General features: G+C 55.1%; 14 protein-coding genes. 9 read left to right on the forward strand and 5 right to left on the reverse strand.

The features are described 5' to 3' along the window. Positions 1–116: 116 nt before the first annotated feature. Complete coding sequence (locus tag VSX58_RS03585; protein WP_327616846.1) at positions 117–2,285, reverse strand: sensor domain-containing phosphodiesterase; 2,169 nt, start codon at positions 2,283–2,285, stop codon at positions 117–119. A gap of 612 nt (positions 2,286–2,897) precedes the next feature. Between VSX58_RS03585 and VSX58_RS03590 the strand changes: the two genes are divergently transcribed. Continuing rightward, complete coding sequence (locus VSX58_RS03590; RefSeq protein ID WP_327616847.1) at positions 2,898–4,289, forward strand: NAD-dependent succinate-semialdehyde dehydrogenase; 1,392 nt, start codon at positions 2,898–2,900, stop codon at positions 4,287–4,289. A gap of 449 nt (positions 4,290–4,738) precedes the next feature. Here VSX58_RS03590 and VSX58_RS03595 read toward each other — a convergent pair whose 3' ends face one another. The 3 genes from VSX58_RS03595 to icd form a co-directional block, all read right to left on the reverse strand. After that, positions 4,739–4,999, reverse strand: a complete 261-nt coding sequence (locus VSX58_RS03595; RefSeq protein ID WP_327615984.1) for a hypothetical protein — start codon at positions 4,997–4,999, stop codon at positions 4,739–4,741. A gap of 462 nt (positions 5,000–5,461) precedes the next feature. Then, positions 5,462–6,652 (reverse strand): MFS transporter, encoded by a 1,191-nt coding sequence (locus VSX58_RS03600; protein WP_327616848.1) that lies wholly within the window; start codon positions 6,650–6,652, stop codon positions 5,462–5,464. Between the two features lie 289 nt (positions 6,653–6,941). Then, positions 6,942–8,195 carry an NADP-dependent isocitrate dehydrogenase gene (icd, locus tag VSX58_RS03605; protein ID WP_327616849.1) on the reverse strand — a complete coding sequence of 418 codons (1,254 nt, stop codon included), beginning with the start codon at positions 8,193–8,195 and terminating at the stop codon, positions 6,942–6,944. Between the two features lie 101 nt (positions 8,196–8,296). Between icd and rluE the strand changes: the two genes are divergently transcribed. The 8 genes from rluE to VSX58_RS03645 all read left to right on the forward strand — a co-directional run bounded on the left by rluE (position 8,297) and on the right by VSX58_RS03645 (position 16,683). After that, positions 8,297–8,950 carry a 23S rRNA pseudouridine(2457) synthase RluE gene (gene rluE, locus VSX58_RS03610; RefSeq protein ID WP_407654840.1) on the forward strand — a complete coding sequence of 218 codons (654 nt, stop codon included), beginning with the start codon at positions 8,297–8,299 and terminating at the stop codon, positions 8,948–8,950. Then, positions 8,943–9,395 carry an NUDIX hydrolase gene (locus tag VSX58_RS03615; RefSeq protein WP_327616850.1) on the forward strand — a complete coding sequence of 151 codons (453 nt, stop codon included), beginning with the start codon at positions 8,943–8,945 and terminating at the stop codon, positions 9,393–9,395. The genes rluE and VSX58_RS03615 overlap by 8 nt, the downstream gene beginning before the upstream one ends. An 84-nt stretch (positions 9,396–9,479) precedes the next feature. Then, the gene (gene mnmA, locus VSX58_RS03620) at positions 9,480–10,601 is read left to right on the forward strand and encodes a tRNA 2-thiouridine(34) synthase MnmA (RefSeq protein WP_327616851.1); all 1,122 of its coding nucleotides are present in this window, start codon (positions 9,480–9,482) and stop codon (positions 10,599–10,601) included. After that, positions 10,594–11,220 carry a high frequency lysogenization protein HflD gene (gene hflD / locus VSX58_RS03625; RefSeq protein WP_327616852.1) on the forward strand — a complete coding sequence of 209 codons (627 nt, stop codon included), beginning with the start codon at positions 10,594–10,596 and terminating at the stop codon, positions 11,218–11,220. The genes mnmA and hflD overlap by 8 nt, the downstream gene beginning before the upstream one ends. 170 nt (positions 11,221–11,390) lie before the next feature. Continuing rightward, on the forward strand, positions 11,391–12,761 hold the full coding sequence (purB, locus tag VSX58_RS03630; RefSeq protein ID WP_327616853.1) for an adenylosuccinate lyase: 1,371 nt from the start codon (positions 11,391–11,393) through the stop codon (positions 12,759–12,761). 447 nt (positions 12,762–13,208) lie between these two features. Beyond that, positions 13,209–13,904, forward strand: coding sequence for a two-component system response regulator PhoP (gene phoP / locus VSX58_RS03635; protein WP_327616854.1), 696 nt, complete (start codon positions 13,209–13,211; stop codon positions 13,902–13,904). Next, on the forward strand, positions 13,897–15,495 hold the full coding sequence (gene phoQ / locus VSX58_RS03640) for a two-component system sensor histidine kinase PhoQ (RefSeq protein WP_327616855.1): 1,599 nt from the start codon (positions 13,897–13,899) through the stop codon (positions 15,493–15,495). Before phoP ends, phoQ begins: the two co-directional genes overlap by 8 nt. A 66-nt stretch (positions 15,496–15,561) precedes the next feature. Beyond that, positions 15,562–16,683 (forward strand): ribosomal protein uL16 3-hydroxylase, encoded by a 1,122-nt coding sequence (locus VSX58_RS03645; protein ID WP_327616856.1) that lies wholly within the window; start codon positions 15,562–15,564, stop codon positions 16,681–16,683. 637 nt (positions 16,684–17,320) lie between these two features. Here VSX58_RS03645 and pepT read toward each other — a convergent pair. Further along, on the reverse strand, positions 17,321–18,556 hold the full coding sequence (gene pepT, locus VSX58_RS03650; protein ID WP_327616857.1) for a peptidase T: 1,236 nt from the start codon (positions 18,554–18,556) through the stop codon (positions 17,321–17,323). Positions 18,557–18,884 lie beyond the last annotated feature (328 nt).

The raw sequence follows: 18,884 nt of genomic DNA on the forward strand, positions 1-18,884 counted from the left end.
AGAACATTCCGCAGCTCAGACGACAGGCTCGCCACTATAGAAAAAATGCGATCCATATTCCACTTTTAACTGCCGGCACGGATTGCGGCGGCGCCGCGTTCAAAACAGAGCGGCGATTACTCGACCAGGGAGTCATTTAACGTCAGCAGCCGGGTGAACTCCTTCGCCGGCATCGGATGACCGAAGAAATACCCCTGAGCCTCGTCGCAACCGCGGCTTTTCAGCAGCTCGCACAACGCCTGCGTTTCGACGCCTTCGGCGATCACCCCGAGGCCAAAACTTTTGCCAAGATAGAGTATCGCCCAGACAATGGCCGCATCCGTCGACGATTCACACATGGTGCGCACAAACGTTTGATCGATTTTGAGGCGCGTGACCGGATAGTTTTTTAACACGCTGAGGGAGGCATAGCCGGTTCCGTAGTCGTCAAACGCGATGCCGATCCCCGCCTTTCGCAGCTCATACAGCGGTTGCAGCATGTTTTCATCCTGACGCAGGATGATATTTTCCGTAATCTCCAACTCCAGCGAACCGGGCCGCAGCCCGGTTTCGCGCAAAATATCGGCAACTTTTTGCGCCAGCGTGCCCGAGCGGAACTGGGCGCTGAACAGGTTGATGCTGATACGAAAATTTTCGACGCCGGCCTCACACCAGGCGGCGGCCTGTTTACAGGCGGTTTTCAGAACCCAGTCGCCGACGCGTTCGGCCCAGGGGCCGCACTCCAGCGCGGTGAGAAACGCATCCGGTCCAAGCAAGCCTTTATCGGGATGACGCCAGCGCAGCAACGCTTCCGCCCCCACTATTTTGTTATTCGCCAAACTGACAAGCGGTTGGTAAAACACCTCAAACTCATGTTTTTCATAGGCCTGGGCGAACTCCGACTGGAACGCCTGCTTGGCCTGAAAATTTTCCCGCAGGGCGCGCGTAAAGAAACGATGGCAATTACGCCCTTCCACCTTGGCCTGATGCAGCGCCAAATCCGCGTTGGTCAACAGCGCCTGAACGGTGACGCCGTTTCCCGGGCTAAACGCCATCCCGATGCTGGCGCTGACGGTAATCTGGCGCGTCTTCGCCGCCATCTTCTGCGATATGGCATAGATAAGCTGCTCGGCAATGTTGGCGGCCACGTCCCGATTGCTCAACCCGGGAAATAACAGAGCGAATTCATCGCCTCCCATACGCGCCACCAAAACGTCGGGACGCACGTTCGCCATGATTTTCTTCGCCACGTTGACCAGAATATCATCGCCGCTGGCGTGTCCCAGTCCATCGTTGACATCCTTAAAATTATCCAGGTCGAGCAGCATAAGACAAAGCGTCGATTCGGTTTTCAGCATCCGCGCCAGGTTTGACGTCAATAAGGTGCGATTCGCCAGCCCGGTCAGCGGATCCCGGTGCGCCAGCAAAAATAGTCGTTCTTCGTTGCGCCGCCGCTCGGCGACGTCATGCAAGACGGCGCCGTAATGTACCTGGTTCTTCTCTTTCCACATACACAGATAGAGTTCGACGAGAAGCGAAGCGCCGCTTTTGGTGCGCACGTTCAGCTCCAGCATGGCGCTTTTGGCCAACGCGATCCTATCCGTGGACAGCGGCTTCAGCCGAGCGATGGAAAAATCAGGAATGATGGTATCGATGCTGCGGCCGAGAATTTCGCCATCGGCGTATTCAAGCATCCTTTGCGCGGCGTCATTCCAAAAAGTAATGGCGCCCTTTTCATTAAGGCAGATAGCGATATCGGAAGAGGTTTGAGCAATATCTTCAAAACGCCGCTGCCCCGCCTTACGCGCCAGATTAAGCCGCCGCATTTCCAGCCGCTCCATCACCAGCGCGGCCAGATCCTGCAAGTTGTGTTCATCTCTGGCGCTGAGAGCGGGCCGCGGCCTGATATCGATAATGCATAGCGCGCCGATAGCGTAGCCGGAAGGCGTGCGTAGCGGAATGCCCGCATAAAAGCGCAGGCAAGGCCCTCCCGTAACCAGCGGATTGTCTTTAAAATGCGGATCTTTACTCGCATCGGGAACAACCAGGATCCCCGTTCCCTGAATCGCATGCGAACAAAAAGCCATTTCTATCGGCGTCTCCTTTACCGACAGGCCAACTCCCGCGGCAAACAGCTGCCGTTCTGACTCCAACAGAGAGACCAAAACAATAGGTACATTAAAAATGTTCGCCGCCAGATTAATCAGGTTGTTAAGACCGGAATCAAACAACACATTTTTAATGCCGTACTCATGAAGAGCAGCAAGGCGATTAGCTTCATCTTTACCTATTGGCGCTCGGCTCATGAAGTCCCCCCGTGGTATCCGTCGTTTTAAAGCATCAGCGTTCAATGTATAAATACAACCAACTATGTAACGGGATAGAACAATATGAACAAAAAAACAACGTCATAAGAGAAGAAAAACATACCGTATCCGCAGTAAAACGATAAAACAAATCATAACTGATAGATTATTATAATAAAAAACCCCACCATTAGTTTCCTGTAGAAATAATAACAATCTTGAATATTAAATCTTAATAATGATTTTTAGGGGTAAGATTAACGCCCGTATCGGGGCGGAATTGGGGGTCGATGCAGGATAAATAGGCGCGGCGCGCCCGCTTGACTTAGCGCTTTTTTGCATGATGATGGACGGACGAAACGCGGCGCAACACAGAATAGGGCGAATATTGAATTGGAATAAAATAAGCGTATTATGATTTTATGTTGAGGCAAAGTTAAATTCACGTCAGAAGATTGATGTAGCTTTGCAAAATTACATAACTAAAAACAGGCGTTCGCTGCTCATCAAGGTATGCTCTATCTTGATACGGCGTCCTACCACAACCACAACTGATTGGATACATTTCAGCTTTTATGCTGCACCCTATTCCATAGATAAAGGAGAAATAACATGGCGTATGCCACAACAAATCCTTATACCGGGGAACTGATCAAAACCTTTCCTGATGCAACCGATGCTGAAGTTTCATCTGCGATTGAACACGCTCATGCTACCTTCCTGACATGGAAAACCAGTTCGTTCGCCGAACGCCGCGCCGTCATGCAACGAGCGGCCGATCTGCTGCGTAAAGACAGCGACGAACACGCGAAATTGCTGACGCTGGAAATGGGCAAACTATTTGCCGAAGCGAAGGCCGAGGTCGAACTATCCGCCCAGATTTTTGAATATTACGCCAAAAACGCCGAATCCCTGCTGGCGCCGGAAAAACTGCCGGTAGCCGATCCCGCTGAAGGCAACGCGGTGGTGTACCATGACCCGCTTGGCGTTCTGCTGGCGATCGAACCCTGGAACTTCCCCTATTATCAGATTGCCCGCATCATCGCTCCGCAGCTCTCCGCCGGCAACACCATTTTGTTGAAACATGCCTCAAACGTTCCGCAGAGCGCCGCGCGTTTTGAACGTCTGATGCTCGACGCGGGCTTGCCCGCCGGCGGCTTCAAGAATCTGTATGCCACGCGTACGCAGATTGAATTAATTCTCAACGACGCGCGCGTGCAGGGCGTAGCGCTGACCGGCTCCGAAGATGCCGGCGCGCTGGTTGCGCAGCAGGCGGCGAAAGCGCTCAAGAAATCAACGCTCGAGCTTGGCGGCGCCGACGCATTTGTCGTGCTGGCCGACGCCGAACTGAAAAAAACCGCCAAATGGGCGGTGTTCGGCCGCCACTGGAACGGCGGACAGGTGTGCGTCTCGTCTAAGCGCATGATCATTGTCGACGAAGTCTATGATGACTTCCTTAAGCTGTACGCCGATGGCGTAGCGGAATTGCGCGCCGGCGACCCCATGTCGCCCGACACCACGCTTGCTCCGCTCTCCTCGCAGAAGGCCGCCGACGAAGTGAAAGAGAAAATTCAGTTCGCCGTGGCTCATGGCGCCACGGCAACCGAAGTCGGCCCTAAGGTGCCGGAAAACGGCGCCTTCGTCCAGCCAACGATTCTGACCAACGTCACGCCGGACAACCCCGCTTATTCCATGGAATTTTTCGGGCCGGTATCCATGCTGTTCCGTGCCAAAGATGAAGACGACGCCATCCGCATCGCCAACGATTCTCCCTTTGGTTTAGGCGGCTCCGTCTTCACCCAGGACGAGCAGCGCGGCGCGGAAGTGGCGAAGAAGATCTCTACCGGGATGATCTTTGTCAACCATCCGACCATGGTAAAAGCCGATCTTCCGTTCGGCGGCGTACGCCGCTCCGGCTATGGGCGCGAATTAATTGGGCTGGGCATCAAGGAGTTCGTTAACCATAAATTGGTCAACATTGTCGATATCGATGCTGAGTTCTAATTCTTTTCGTTTCTGACTCAACGACCCGAATATACCCTAAATAATTCGGGTTGCAGGACAAAAACGGCAAAGCGTTTTTGAACGGCGCTTGCGCTGGCCCCAACGGGGCGAGCCCCACGGATGGGGCGAGTAACAAAGCCAACGCGCATGCAACTTGAAGTATGGCGGGTATAAAATATTTTCTCCGTGAAAATTCAAATACGGGTCTTTATTTTAACCGTGCGGAATTAAGCATAAAAAAATAGTGGCCATCATTAATTATATCGATATTACCTGAGAGCCGCGCCGAATAACGCAATTAAGGATAGCAATGCTAATCGGCGACGATGGCGAAAGAATTGCGGTAAAAATAGATCAGCATAGTCCGCCGAGAAACGCAACCGGACACAGGTAATGCGGCACCAATGATGCTGGCAGAATATGCTGACCGCTACGAACGCCGAATAAAATCAAGCCGGGAAATAGCTTATCGAATGCTCGGGAGTATCATTCTTTGCATGGATGATTAAATCCCAATCGCCGGTATAAGGAACCGTTAAATAAACCTCGTTCTCGGCACTCACGCTAATAGCGTCCTGCATCGCGGCTTCATTCTGAGCGCCCGTTGTATGATGTGAACCACTAATCATCTCAAGATCGAACGCGTTAGAACAACGAACAATTAGCGTATCACCGCCAAAAAGACTCATACATGTGCGAATTACAGACATACATCCTCCGCGGCACACCGCTATCAGCATGCCTTTATGAAACCTAAGCTATGGAGCAATTTTCCCACAACGGGATTTTCATAAGAGCAAAATAGATACCGATAGATTGTGATTTAGATCAATTTAATTCCACGTTTCTGGCGCTTCGCCGGTAAAATAAGATGAACCCATAAGAAGCAAATTTTTATTAGACCTGGTGATAATCACCATAAATCGAATCATAAACCGACCATACCGGGCATTTCACAGAATAAAGTAGCGCATAAATCATCGGATAATATTTTTTACCAATGATGATCCCAATTTCAGCGTAAGCCTCTGCGCGCTGACGGCATCGGCTTAGCCATATCGATATCTTATTCTTAAATAATACGCGTTGCGGGAAGGCGGCGCACATGCGACTTAATGCATAACGCATGTACAACGCCGGGAAAAACCGGATGCGACGGCCTAAAATGTCTCTCACGACGACGGACTTGCCGTCTGCGCCCGATGCGTTTCGCCGGCGGACAGATACTGCGCCGCCAGAAAAATCATCCCCATACCGACAAGACAAAAAATAATCCCGCCGTAGCCGATGAAAGATACGACGACCCCGGTCAACGCCGGCCCCGATATACTTCCGGCGCCCCAGATAACGCCGAAAATAGAGTTGGCGACGATGAGTTTCTGCCCGGAAAAGCGGTTGCCCGCGCGAACAAGCGAAAGCGTATAGATAGCGCCGGCGACGGCGCCCAGGATAAAGCAGTTAAGCATCAGCGCCGGCAGAAAATCGAACGTCAAGGGTACCAGCGTCAGCAGGATACAGAACATTATCCCGCAGCTGATATGAACGCGCCTAACGCCCAATTTATCGGCCATCCACCCCATAAGGGGTTGCAGCAGCGCATCGCCCAGGAAAATAACCGTCACCAGCAGAACCGCGGTTGACTCCGCCAGACCGTTCGCCATGCCATAAAGCGGAAATAACGCGAGCACGCTGGCATCGAAGAAGGAAAAACAGAGTACGCCTACGGCAATGGCCGCCATCGTTTTCAAAATGCGGCGATAAGAGGCCGGCGCCTTCTCCTGCGAACGCGCCATCTCGCGGCAAAAAACAAGCATCAACGCACATAGCGCGGTCGTTATGCCGATGGACCAGGCCGCGAAGCCCGCGTAGTCAGCGCCGGCCGCAATCAGTAACGGCCCCATCAGTTGAAATCCGGTAAACGCAGAGGCGTAAATGCCGGTGAATGTCGCCTTGTAGCGATCCGAGGCCGCGCCGGTTATCCAGCTTTCGCCGATGACAATCACTACGCCGCCGGCAAACCCCGTCGCCAAACGAGGGAGAATCAACGTCAGGGGGTCGATCAACAGGCACGATGCTACGGTTGAGGCGGAGAGGAGCAGCAGACTCAGAATCAGCAGCCTCTTCACATTTATTCGCCGGCAGAGCAGCGGCGTAATAAACGATGAAATAAAAACCCCCACGGCCGGAAGCGCCGAAATCACGCCCAACAATACCGCGTCGTGCCCCAGCGCGGCGAGACGCAGGCTGATAAGCGGCAACGTGTAGCCCGTGATCAACCCCACCAGCGAGGCGGCAATAATCATCATGCAGGTAAAGTAATGCTGCTGAAATTTAGAAGAGAACGTCATTATTGTTTCAGTCATTGATTTAACCGGATGCATGAAGATATCACGCGGAGGAAAAGCATTTACACAAAATCGTAAACCGGTTCGGGGCAATTACACAGAATTAACCAGACAGACATTGACAACGACCATGGTAAAGATTGATTAACAATTACGGCTAGCGGCGGATAAAAAACGACCATCAAACCGGTGATTTTTTAATCCATTTTACTGAAGAATTTTACTAAGGTTTTACTGAATGACTTTCCTAATGTTAAAAATCAGCGGAAGCCAGACGCCCCCGCCGATCAATTTGATAACAATGCGCTTACATGTTATCGATGATGTCCTGCGCGAACTCGCTGCATTTCCGCAGCTTAGCGCCGTCCATCAGGCGTTCGAAATCGTAGGTCACGGTCTTGTTCTTAATCGCGCCCTCAACGCCCTTAACAATCAGGTCGGCGGCTTCGAACCACTGCATGTGGCGCAGCATCATTTCCGCAGACAGGATGATGGAGCCCGGGTTGACTTTATCCTGGCCGGCATACTTCGGCGCGGTGCCGTGAGTCGCTTCAAACAGCGCGCATTCGTCGCCGATGTTGGCGCCCGGCGCGATACCGATGCCGCCGACCTGCGCGGCCAGCGCGTCGGAAATATAGTCGCCGTTCAGGTTCATACAGGCGATAACGTCATATTCGGCCGGACGCAGCAGAATCTGTTGTAAGAACGCATCGGCAATCACGTCTTTAACGATGATATCTTTACCGCTTTTCGGGTTCTTGATTTTAACCCAGGGTCCGCCGTCAATCAGTTCGCCGCCGAACTCTTCGCGCGCCAGCTGATAACCCCAGTCTTTAAAGGCGCCTTCGGTGAACTTCATGATATTGCCTTTATGGACCAGCGTGACCGAGTCACGATCGTTGGTGATGGCGTATTCAATCGCCGCGCGCACCAGGCGCTTCGTTCCCTCTTCGGAACAGGGTTTGATGCCGATGCCGCAGTGCTGCGGGAAACGGATCTTGTTGACGCCCATTTCATCGCGCAAAAAACGGATGACCTTATCCGCTTCCGCCGAATCCGCTTTCCATTCGATACCGGCATAAATATCTTCGGCATTTTCACGGAAGATCACCATATCGGTCAGCTCCGGGTGTTTGACCGGACTCGGCGTACCTTCGTAATAGCGTACCGGACGCAGGCAAATATAGAGATCCAACTGCTGGCGCAACGCGACGTTCAGCGAGCGGATACCGCCGCCGACCGGCGTCGTCAACGGGCCTTTGATCGCCACGCGATATTCGCGGATCAAATCCAGCGTCTCTTCCGGCAGCCAAACGTCTTTACCATAAACCTGCGTTGATTTTTCGCCGGTATAAATTTCCATCCAGGAAATTGCGCGTTCGCCCTGATAGGCTTTTTTTACCGCAGCATTAACAACATCGATCATCGCCGGCGTGACATCGACGCCGATGCCGTCCCCTTCAATAAACGGGATAACCGGATTGTTGGGAACAATCAGCTTGCCTTGAGCATCAACCGCGATCTTTTGACCCGTTGTCGGTACTACTACTTTGCTTTCCATTAACCTCTCCTTCGAGCGCAATTTTGTTAATGACTTGTAAGATGTGAGTCGATACTACTTGAATATTTAGCCCGCGCCAATCGCAAACCTTTTCGAGTATAATGATTTTGTTATCCGCGGCTATAAAGATGATGAATAAATTCTCTGTTAAAAATCACCGAGTTAAACGATTCAGCTCCCAAACTGCGCCAAAACGCGGCGCCGCCGCGCCCCGGCGTATCGTCTTATTCAATAAACCCTTTGACGTGCTGCCCCAGTTCACCGACGAAGCCGGCCGCGCAACGCTGAAAGACTATATCCCCATCCGCGGCGTTTACGCGGCCGGCCGTTTGGATCGCGACAGCGAAGGACTGATGATCCTCACGAATGACGGAAGGCTTCAGTCTAAACTTACTGACCCCGTTCATAAAACAGCAAAAACCTATTATGCCCAGGTTGAAGGGGTTCCCGATGAAGCCGCGCTTTCGCTGTTCCGCAGCGGCCTTGAGCTGAAAGACGGCAAAACCCTGCCCGCCGGCGCCGAGCTGGTGCCGGAGCCTGACTGGCTGTGGGAGCGCGTCCCGCCGATTAGGGAGCGGAAAAACATCCCCGTCAGCTGGCTGAAAATCACCCTGCGCGAAGGCCGCAACCGTCAGGTTCGGCGCATGACGGCCAATATTGGCTACCCCACGCTGCGTCTGATCCGCTACGGCATGGCCAATCAGACCGTGGAAAGCCTGTTACCCGGAGAATGGAAGGAGATCGCCAATGTTTAAGCCGCACGTTACCGTTGCCTGCGTAGTGCAGGCGGAGAACCATTTTCTGATCGTTGAAGAGTTGATTAACGATAAGCTGTTGTGGAATCAGCCCGCGGGGCACCTGGAAGCCGATGAAACGCTGGTGCAGGCCGCCGGCCGCGAGCTCTGGGAAGAGACCGGCATCCGGGCCGAACCGCAGAGTTTCCTGCAATTGCACCAATGGATCGCCCCCGACCGGACGCCGTTCCTGCGTTTCTGTTTCGCCCTCGACCTGCCGTATAAAATGGCGACGCAGCCGCACGACAGCGATATCGAACGCTGCCGCTGGCTGACGGCGCAGGAGATCCTCGACTCCCGCCATCTGCGCTCGCCGTTAGTCGCCGAGAGTATTCGCTGCTATCAGCGGCCCGAGCGCTACCCGTTAACGCTGCTCGGCGCGTTTAACTGGCCGCCGCGGGAATAGCGGTGCAGCCCCGGCCACAACATGATAAAATACGCCGCTTGTTTTTCGCTTTAGTACGTAAGTATTCCAGTTCGTGAGACGTCCATGTCAGATAACAGCCATAAAAAAGTGATTGTCGGTATGTCCGGCGGTGTTGATTCCTCCGTTTCCGCTTACCTGTTGCAGCAACAGGGCTACCATGTCGAAGGCCTGTTTATGAAAAACTGGGAAGAGGACGACGACACGGAGTATTGTTCCGCGGCTGCCGACCTTGCCGACGCGCAGGCCGTCTGCGACAGGCTCGGCATTGAGCTGCATACCGTTAATTTCGCCGCCGAATACTGGGATAACGTCTTTGAACTGTTCCTGGCGGAGTACAAGGCGGGCCGCACGCCCAATCCCGACATCCTGTGCAACAAAGAGATCAAATTCAAAGCCTTTCTCGAGTTCGCCGCCGAAGATTTAGGCGCGGACTATATCGCCACCGGCCACTATGTGCGCCGTCAGGATGTCGACGGGAAAAGCCGTTTACTGCGCGGAATAGACGGCAATAAAGACCAAAGCTACTTCCTCTATACCCTCAGCCATGAACAGATCGCGCAGAGCCTGTTTCCGGTGGGCGAGCTGGAAAAGCCCCAGGTGCGCAACATCGCCGAGCAGTTGGCGCTGGCCACCGCCAAAAAGAAAGACTCCACCGGCATCTGTTTTATCGGCGAGCGTAAATTCACCGAGTTTCTCTCCCGCTATCTGCCGGCGCAGCCGGGCCCGATCTTATCCGTCGATGACAACCGGAACATGGGACAACATCAGGGGCTGATGTATCACACCCTGGGCCAGCGCAAGGGATTGGGGATCGGCGGCGTTAAAGACGGCGGCGAAGACCCCTGGTATGTGGTGGATAAGGACGTAGAAAATAACATTTTATACGTCGCCCAGGGACATGAGCACCCGCGCCTGATGTCATACGGACTCATCGCCCAGCAGCTGCATTGGGTCGATCGTCAGCCGTTGAGCGCGGCGTTCCGCTGCACGGTCAAAACCCGTTATCGTCAGGCGGACATTCCCTGCACGGTCACCCCGCTGGGCGAAGATCGCATAACCGTACGTTTTGATGAGCCGGTCGCGGCCGTCACGCCCGGACAGTCGGCCGTTTTCTATCAGGGTGACGTCTGCCTGGGCGGCGGCGTCATTGAAGAACGTTTACAGGACAGGAGTAGCCGTGGCTAAGAATTATCACGACATTACGCTGGCGCTCGCCGGCATCTGCCAGTCCGCTCACCTGGTGCGGCAGTTGGCCCATACCGGCAACTGCGACCAGGACATTCTGCATACGTCGCTCAACAGTATTCTGGTGGTAAACCCGGCCTCGACGCTCTCCGTCTATGGCGGCGCGGAACAGAACCTGAAAACCGGGCTGGAAACCCTGCTGGGAGTATTGAACACCAGCGGTAAAGGCCAGGGCGCCGAGCTATCGCGCTATGCCTTCAGTCTGATCACCCTGGAGCGTAAGCTACATGGCAATAAGGCGGCGCTCAGCGAGCTGGGGAAACGTATCGGTCAGTTGGAGCGCCAGTTGGAGCATTTTGAACTGCTCTCTGATACGATCGTCAGCGCGCTGGCCGGCATTTATGTGGATATCATCAGTACGCTGGGGCCGCGCATCCAGGTTACCGGTTCGCCGGAGGTGCTGAAAAACAGCCAGATTCAGGCCAAAGTGCGCGCCGCGCTTTTGGCCGGCATTCGTTCCGCGGTGCTGTGGCAGCAGATTGGCGGCGGACGTCTGCAGCTGATGTTCTCCCGCGGCCAGTTGGTGAAAGAAGCGAAACAGATACTGGAACGTTGCTGATCGACGATTAATCACCGGCCTACCGACCCGGTTAATCGCCATATCCGCCGCGGCAGATAGGCTCTCAAAACGGATCCCCGCCTGCGCGGGGACGACGATATGAGAGACATTTGCCGCTAGCATGAACCCGATTTTTATTTTATTGAAACCAATCCCAGGAGTTGCTTGCGATGGAATTATCCTCACTGACCGCCGTGTCCCCGATAGATGGCCGCTACGGCGATAAAGTCAGCTCGCTGCGCGCTATTTTCAGCGAATTCGGTTTGCTGAAGTTCCGCGTACAGGTTGAAGTACGTTGGCTGCAAAAATTGGCGGCCTGTGCAGAAATCCAGGAAGTTCCTGCATTTGACGCCGACGCAAACGCTTTCCTCGACCGGATTGTCGCCGAATTCAACGAACAGGACGCGGCGCGCATTAAAACCATCGAGCGCACCACCAATCACGACGTGAAAGCCGTCGAGTATTTTCTGAAAGAGAAAGTCGCCGCCGTCCCCGCGCTGCACGCCGTCAGCGAATTTATTCACTTCGCCTGTACTTCGGAAGATATCAACAACCTGTCTCACGCCCTGATGCTGGATTCCGCCCGTCGCGAGGTGATTCTTCCCCACTGGCGTAAAATTATCGACGCCCTGGCCGACCTGTCCCTGCAATATCGCGACATCCCGCTGCTGTCGCGCACCCACGGGCAGCCCGCCACCCCCTCCACCATCGGTAAAGAGTTCGCCAACGTAACCTACCGGATGGAGCGTCAATACCGTCAGCTGCAGCAGGTTGAAATCCTGGGCAAAATTAACGGCGCCGTGGGGAACTACAACGCCCACCTCGTCGCCTATCCGGAAATTGACTGGCACCGGTTCAGCGAAAGTTTCGTCACGTCGCTGGGGATCGTCTGGAACCCGTACACCACGCAAATCGAACCGCATGACTACATCGCGGAGCTGTTTGACTGCATCGCCCGTTTCAACACCATCCTGATCGATTTCGACCGCGATATCTGGGGCTATATCGCCCTGAACCACTTCAAACAGAAAACCATCGCCGGTGAAATCGGCTCTTCCACCATGCCGCATAAAGTTAACCCGATTGATTTCGAAAACTCGGAAGGCAACCTGGGATTGGCCAACGCCGTGCTGGGGCATTTAGCCGGGAAATTGCCGGTCTCCCGCTGGCAGCGCGACCTGACCGACTCAACGGTGCTGCGTAACCTGGGCGTCGGCGTGGGCTATGCGCTGATCGCCTATCAGTCGACGTTAAAGGGCATCAGCAAGCTGGAAGTTAACCGCGAGCACCTGAGCGAAGAGCTGGATCGCAACTGGGAGGTTCTGGCTGAGCCTATTCAAACCGTAATGCGCCGTTACGGTATTGAAAAGCCTTATGAAAAGCTGAAAGAACTGACCCGCGGCAAACGCGTCGACGCGGCCGGCCTTCAGGCGTTTATCGACGCGCTTGAGCTGCCGGAGGAAGAAAAGGCGCGGCTGAAAACGCTGACGCCGGCAAACTATATCGGCCGCGCCATTCAGATGGTCGACGATCTGAAATAAAATTATATGTAGCCATAGGCGGACCCGGCGTCCGCCTGTCCCCTCGCCTTCCGGCGCCTGTTTATCCGCTGTTTATTATTCCTATGGATAATTTGTCAGACAAAAATCAATTAATATAATTGATCCCCGTATATGCCCTAAATAATTCGCGTTGCAGGACAAAAACGCCAAGGCGTTCAGACCGTTGACAAAGTCAGATATTACTCGCCCCGTTGACGGGGCTCGCCCTGCGGGCCGCCGCCAGCGACGTACAAAAACGCACGCGTTTTTGTAGGGGAAACACGGGGCAGAGCTGACTGAAGTCAAGCGACCGGGGCGAGCTCCCTGGATGGAGCGAGTAACACAGCCAACGCGCATGCGACTTGAAGTATGACGGGTATAACGATAATGGCGGTGCTGACTGAGATAGCGCCCGGTCTGTTTGACAAAGGAACAGAGGAAATAACAATGCGCATTCTGGTCGTCGAAGATAATGTTTTATTACGCCATCACCTTAGCGTGCAAATGAACGAGATGGGGCATCAGGTCGATGCCGCGGCGGGAGCCAAAGAAGCCGACTATTTCCTGCACGAGCACTCGCCCGACATTGCCATCGTCGACCTTGGCCTGCCGGATGAGGACGGGATGAGTATGATTCGCCGCTGGCGTTTACAGCAGCGCAAGCTCCCCATCCTGGTGCTGACCGCCCGCGAAGGCTGGCAAGACAAAGTGGCCGTGCTGGAAGCCGGCGCGGATGATTACGTCACCAAGCCGTTTCATATGGAAGAGGTGGTCGCCCGTTTACAGGCGTTGATGCGCCGCAATAGCGGCCTGGCGTCGCAAATTATCAGCATATCGCCGTTTGAAATCGATCTGTCGCGGCGCGAAGTGATGATCAAGGGCGCGCCGGTCAAGCTGACCGCCTTCGAATATACCATCATCGAGACGCTGATCCGCAATAACGGCAAGGTCGTCAGCAAGGAGTCGCTGATGCTGCAGCTCTACCCCGACGCCGAACTGCGCGAAAGCCATACCATTGACGTATTGATGGGCCGCCTGCGCAAAAAAATACAGAACGCGGGCTCGCCGGACGTCATCACCACGGTGCGCGGCCAGGGCTATCGTCTCGATATCGACGCCTGTCAGCAGACGCAGCATGAGTAACAGAAAGTCGCCGGGCGCGATTTCCAACGGCGAAAACAGCGGCCCGCAGGACGGCGGGCAGGACGCCCGCCATAAAAAATCTCCGGGAAAGATTTTCAACGCCGCTTGCGGCGGCCCAAAGGGTGAACGGCAGGACGCCCGTCATAAAAAATCGCCCTTTTCGCTGCGCGTGCGTTTTTTGCTTGCCACCGTCGCCATCGTTCTGGCGCTATCCCTCTCCTATGGCATCGTGGCGATTATCGGCTACAGCGTCAATTTCGATAAAACCTCTTTTCGCCTGCTGCGCGGGGAAAGCAACCTGTTTTACCGCCTGGCCCAGTGGCGGGATAATAAATTAACCATCGCGACGCCGCCGGAAATCGATATCAACTTCCCGACGCTGGTGCTAATTTACGATCGGCAGGGAAACATACTCTGGCGCGAACGGGAAGTGCCCCAGTTGGAAGCGCTGATCAAACCCGAGTGGCTGGGGAAAACCGCCTATCATGAGCTGGATATCGATACCAATACCAGCAGCGCCGTTCTGAAGGAAAATACGCTGCTGTTGAATAGCCTACGCGCGCTCAACAGCGTCTACGCGCATACCCTGACCCACTCCGTCGCCGTTAACGTCTATCCGCAGACGGATCATCTGCCGCCTCTGACTATCGTGGTTGTAGACCGTATTCCGCAGGAATTGCAGCAGGAGGACATCGTCTGGGAATGGTTCAGCTACGTGCTGATCGCCAACCTTATTCTGGTGCTTCCCCTGCTGTGGCTGGGCGCGCACTGGAGTCTGCGGCCGATCAAACACCTCGTCAGGCAGATCGCCGAACTGGAAAACGGCACGCGCGAACAGCTGGATGAAAATTCGCCGCGGGAGCTGTTCAGCCTAGTGAAGAATCTGAATATTCTGCTGAATAATGAGCGTCGGCGTTACCACAAATACCGCACCACCCTGACCGATCTTACCCATAGTCTGAAAACGCCGCTGGCCGTGCTGCAAACCACGCTGCGGGCGTTACGCACGGGGAAGGAAACCAGCATCGATCGGGCCGAGCCGATCATGCTGGCGCAGATCAGCAGGATCTCCCAGCAGATTGGCTACTACCTGCACCGCGCCAGCATGCGTTCCGAGCATCCGATGCTGATGCGTGAAGTGCACTCCGTCCCCGCCATGCTGGACGGGCTCTGCTCCGCGCTGAACAAAGTTTACCAGCGTAAAGGGGTGACGCTGACGCTGGATATCTCTCCCGAACTGACTTTCATCGGTGAAAAAAACGATTTTATGGAAATACTGGGCAACGTGCTGGACAACGCCTGCAAATACTGCTTGGAATTTGTCGAGATTAGCGCCCAATATTCCGACCATAAGCTGCATCTGATCGTTGACGACGACGGCCCCGGCATACCGGAAAGCAAGCGCGAACTGATTTTTCAGCGCGGCCAGCGCGCCGACAGGCTGCGTCCCGGCCAGGGCATCGGCCTGTCGGTCGCCGCCGAAATTATTGAACAATATCAGGGCGAGATCGTCATCAGCGACAGTACGCTGGGAGGAGCGCGCGTCGAGGCGATTTTCTCCCGGCAGAATCTTGCCCAGAATGAGCGATGAAAGTCAGTACAGCTCGCCGGGCTTCCGCTATAATTGCCGCGGGTCTCGCTTTCTGGAAGATATGGTATGGACTATCAACTCAATCTCGACTGGCCGGAATTTTTGGCGCGCCACTGGCAAAAGCATCCGGTCATTATCAAACACGGTTTTACGCACTTTATCGATCCTATCTCGCCAGACGAGCTCGCCGGTCTGGCGCTGGAAAATGAAGTCGACAGCCGGCTGATTAGCCATCAGGACGGCCGCTGGCAGGTCAGCCACGGCCCGTTTGAAAGTTTCGACCACCTGGGCGAAAACAACTGGTCGCTATTGGTTCAGGCGGTCGATCACTGGCATGAGCCCTCCAGCGCGCTGATGCGGCCCTTCCGGCGGCTGCCCGACTGGCGGCTTGACGACTTGATGATCTCCTTCTCGGTTCCCGGCGGCGGCGTCGGTCCGCATCTGGACCAATACGACGTGTTCATCATTCAGGGAACCGGACGCCGCCGCTGGCGCGTCGGCGCCAAAGTGCCGATGAAGCAGCACTGCCCCCATCCCGACCTGCTGCAGGTCGACCCTTTCGACGCCATCATTGATGAAGAGATGGAGCCGGGCGACATTCTCTATATCCCGCCGGGTTTCCCGCATGACGGCTACTCGCTGGAGGACTCGCTGAACTACTCGGTCGGTTTTCGCGCGCCGAACGCCCGCGAGCTGGTCAGCGGTTTCGCCGATTATGTGCTGGCCCGCGAACTCGGCAGCCATCGTTACGGCGATCCCGATATTCCCGCCCGCGCCAACCCCGCCGAAGTGCTGCCGCAGGAGCTGGATCGCTTACAGCAAATGATGCTGGATCTGGTTCAGCAGCCCGAACATTTCCACAACTGGTTCGGCGAATTTATTTCCCAGTCGCGCCATGAACTCGATCTGGCGCCGCCGGAGCCGCCGTATCAGGCGCAGGAGGTCCGTGATCTGCTGCAACAGGGGGAACGGCTGCGGCGCCTGGGCGGGCTGCGAGTGCTGTGCGTCGGCGGCAACTGTTACGTCAACGGTGAAAAGATCGACAGCCAGCACCCGCAGGCGCTACTGGCGCTGGCCGAGCGGCACGAAATCGACGCGCCCATGTTGGCGCAGGCGCTGGAGGATGCCTCTTTCCTCGCCAGACTCACAGCGCTGATTAACAGCGGCTATTGGTATTTCGCCGACTAGAAGACGTTCAGAGCTCGGGCAAAGCCGCCTTGTGAGTAACAGCGTTCACTTAAGCCGGTTTTTAGGGGAAACACCGGGGGAGGTTCCTGTAGGGACGCCTCACCCCGGTGGTCGCCCCGTGTATCTCGATGCTTAAACGATCGGCGTTAGCCTTGTGAGCGTTATCCTCGCGAGCGCCTGTCTCTTATGCACAAGTACAGGGATTCTGATGGGGGTTGCCGTTACCCGGCGTAAAAAATTATGCTGAGGAGATAGCCGGCTTCGGATGAGCCGCATGGATGCGGCAACGGCTTGCGCCACGTAGGAACGTGTCGTAAGCGGTCCGTTGAGCTTGATACCGACGAAGGTATCGCGCAGCGACATAATTTAGCCGTAAGCCAGGGGGCACGGGGCGTGCGGCGCTGAGCCGCCCCGTGTCGGGCGCGCGCTGCAAGGCCGCATGAAAACGGCGGCATTGCGGCGCACGAAACCCTCTCTGCGTCGGCATAAAAATGTGACCAAGAGACAGGCGCACGCCGGGATCTTCTTGATGGATAATGCGAGCTTTAAAAGCGGATTCCCGCGCGGGAGCGGCGAGTGGAGAAATTGACCGCACGCCATCGCCCTGGCGGGAACTCCCGCCCTCTTCCCTGCCCGGCTACTGGGCCTTGGCGCGCAGCGCGGTGAGTTCGGCGATACGCATAATCACCGCGACGGATTGCTCCATACCCTCCAGCGTCACGAATTCATGCTTACCGTGATAGTTGTAGCCGCCGGTAAACAAGTTGGGACAAGGCAGCCCCTGGAACGACAGGTGGGCGCCGTCGGTACCGCCGCGGATCGGCTTTAACACCGGCTCGATATCGCAGTCGCGCATCGCCTGCTGCGCCAGTGCGATGATATGCGGATGTTGCTCTACCTGCTCGCGCATATTGTAATAGCTGTCGGTTATCGTCACCTCGATATAGCAGTCGGGGTGCAGCCCTTTTCCTACCTTCTCGGCGATATCCAGCATCTTCTTCTTGCGTTTTTCAAACCCGTCGCGGTCGAAATCACGCACGATATAGTGCAGCTCCGCACGTTCAACCACGCCCTTCATGCTGTGCAGATGATAAAAACCCTGATAGCCGTCGGTGTTTTCCGGCGTTTCTTCGCCCGGGACTTCATGATGATAGCGCGACGCCAGCGTCAGCGCGTTGACCATCACCCCTTTGGCGCTGCCGGGGTGAACATTGTTGCCGACGATTTTCACCGTGACGGAAGCGGCGTTAAAATTTTCAAACTCAAGCTCGCCGACGCCGCCGCCGTCAACGGTGTAAGCCCACTGCGCATCGAACGCGGCGACGTCGAAGAAGTGAGCGCCCTTGCCTATTTCTTCGTCCGGCGTAAACGCAATCCGGATATCCCCGTGCGGGATCTGCCGCTTTCTCAAGCGCGCCATCGCGGTAATAATTTCCGCAATCCCGGCTTTATCATCCGCGCCGAGCAGCGTTTTGCCATCGGTGGTAATCAGCGTATGGCCCAGCAACTGATGCAGCACGGGAAACATCACCGGCGAGAGCACTTCGTCGCCGATGCCCAGCGCGATATCGCCGCCGCGATAGTTTTCCACAATCTGGGGATTGACGTTCTTCCCGCTATAGTCGGGAGAGGTATCCATATGAGAGATAAAGCCGATGGTGGGTACCGGCCAGGCGACGTTGGAGGAGAGCGTCGCCATAACGCAGCCATGTTTGCCTAACGTCACCTGCTCAAATCCCAGCTCAAGCAGTTCCTGTTGCAGCGCCCGGGCAAGTTTCAACTGCCCGTCGGTACTCGGCACCTGCCGGACGCCCGCTTTTGATTGCGTATCAAAAGAAACGTAATTTAAAAATCGATCGAGTAATTTATCCATCACTAATGTGCCTCTTGAGCCCAGGATTTCATTATGGGGACGGCATCCACGGCAAATATTGCGTCAGGTCAGTTTTTACTGTGTTAACCCGCAGATGAGAAATACCCGACTTCTCACCATGTTCCGGCCGAATGCCGGATGTCTGACGCTTATTCCCCGTATTCCCTCGCTGTTCATTACAAAAACATCACAATAAAATAACCATTGAACAGCATAATGCGCCTAACGCATTGTCGCGCAGGTGAACTATTTGCGACAGTCGGCGATAAGTGTGGCGTCACAAGTTGGCGTTCAGTATGGTTTACCGTAAAATGCCGACCCTCAACCA

It is taken from the genome of Brenneria populi (assembly GCF_036016195.1).
GTDB classification, from domain to species: Bacteria; Pseudomonadota; Gammaproteobacteria; order Enterobacterales; family Enterobacteriaceae; genus Brenneria; species Brenneria populi.

Excerpts from the sequence above, each read along its gene's own strand:
- VSX58_RS03585 (WP_327616846.1), bottom strand. The coding sequence starts at position 2,285 with ATGAGCCGAGCGCCAATAGGTAAAGATGAAGCTAATCGCCTTGCTGCT.
- phoP (WP_327616854.1), top strand. The coding sequence starts at position 13,209 with ATGCGCATTCTGGTCGTCGAAGATAATGTTTTATTACGCCATCACCTT.
- VSX58_RS03590 (WP_327616847.1), top strand. The coding sequence starts at position 2,898 with ATGGCGTATGCCACAACAAATCCTTATACCGGGGAACTGATCAAAACC.
- VSX58_RS03615 (WP_327616850.1), top strand. The coding sequence starts at position 8,943 with ATGTTTAAGCCGCACGTTACCGTTGCCTGCGTAGTGCAGGCGGAGAAC.
- pepT (WP_327616857.1), bottom strand. The coding sequence starts at position 18,556 with ATGGATAAATTACTCGATCGATTTTTAAATTACGTTTCTTTTGATACG.
- icd (WP_327616849.1), bottom strand. The coding sequence starts at position 8,195 with ATGGAAAGCAAAGTAGTAGTACCGACAACGGGTCAAAAGATCGCGGTT.
- rluE (WP_407654840.1), top strand. The coding sequence starts at position 8,297 with ATGATTTTGTTATCCGCGGCTATAAAGATGATGAATAAATTCTCTGTT.
- phoQ (WP_327616855.1), top strand. The coding sequence starts at position 13,897 with ATGAGTAACAGAAAGTCGCCGGGCGCGATTTCCAACGGCGAAAACAGC.
- VSX58_RS03645 (WP_327616856.1), top strand. The coding sequence starts at position 15,562 with ATGGACTATCAACTCAATCTCGACTGGCCGGAATTTTTGGCGCGCCAC.
- purB (WP_327616853.1), top strand. The coding sequence starts at position 11,391 with ATGGAATTATCCTCACTGACCGCCGTGTCCCCGATAGATGGCCGCTAC.
- VSX58_RS03595 (WP_327615984.1), bottom strand. The coding sequence starts at position 4,999 with ATGTCTGTAATTCGCACATGTATGAGTCTTTTTGGCGGTGATACGCTA.
- VSX58_RS03600 (WP_327616848.1), bottom strand. The coding sequence starts at position 6,652 with ATGACTGAAACAATAATGACGTTCTCTTCTAAATTTCAGCAGCATTAC.
- mnmA (WP_327616851.1), top strand. The coding sequence starts at position 9,480 with ATGTCAGATAACAGCCATAAAAAAGTGATTGTCGGTATGTCCGGCGGT.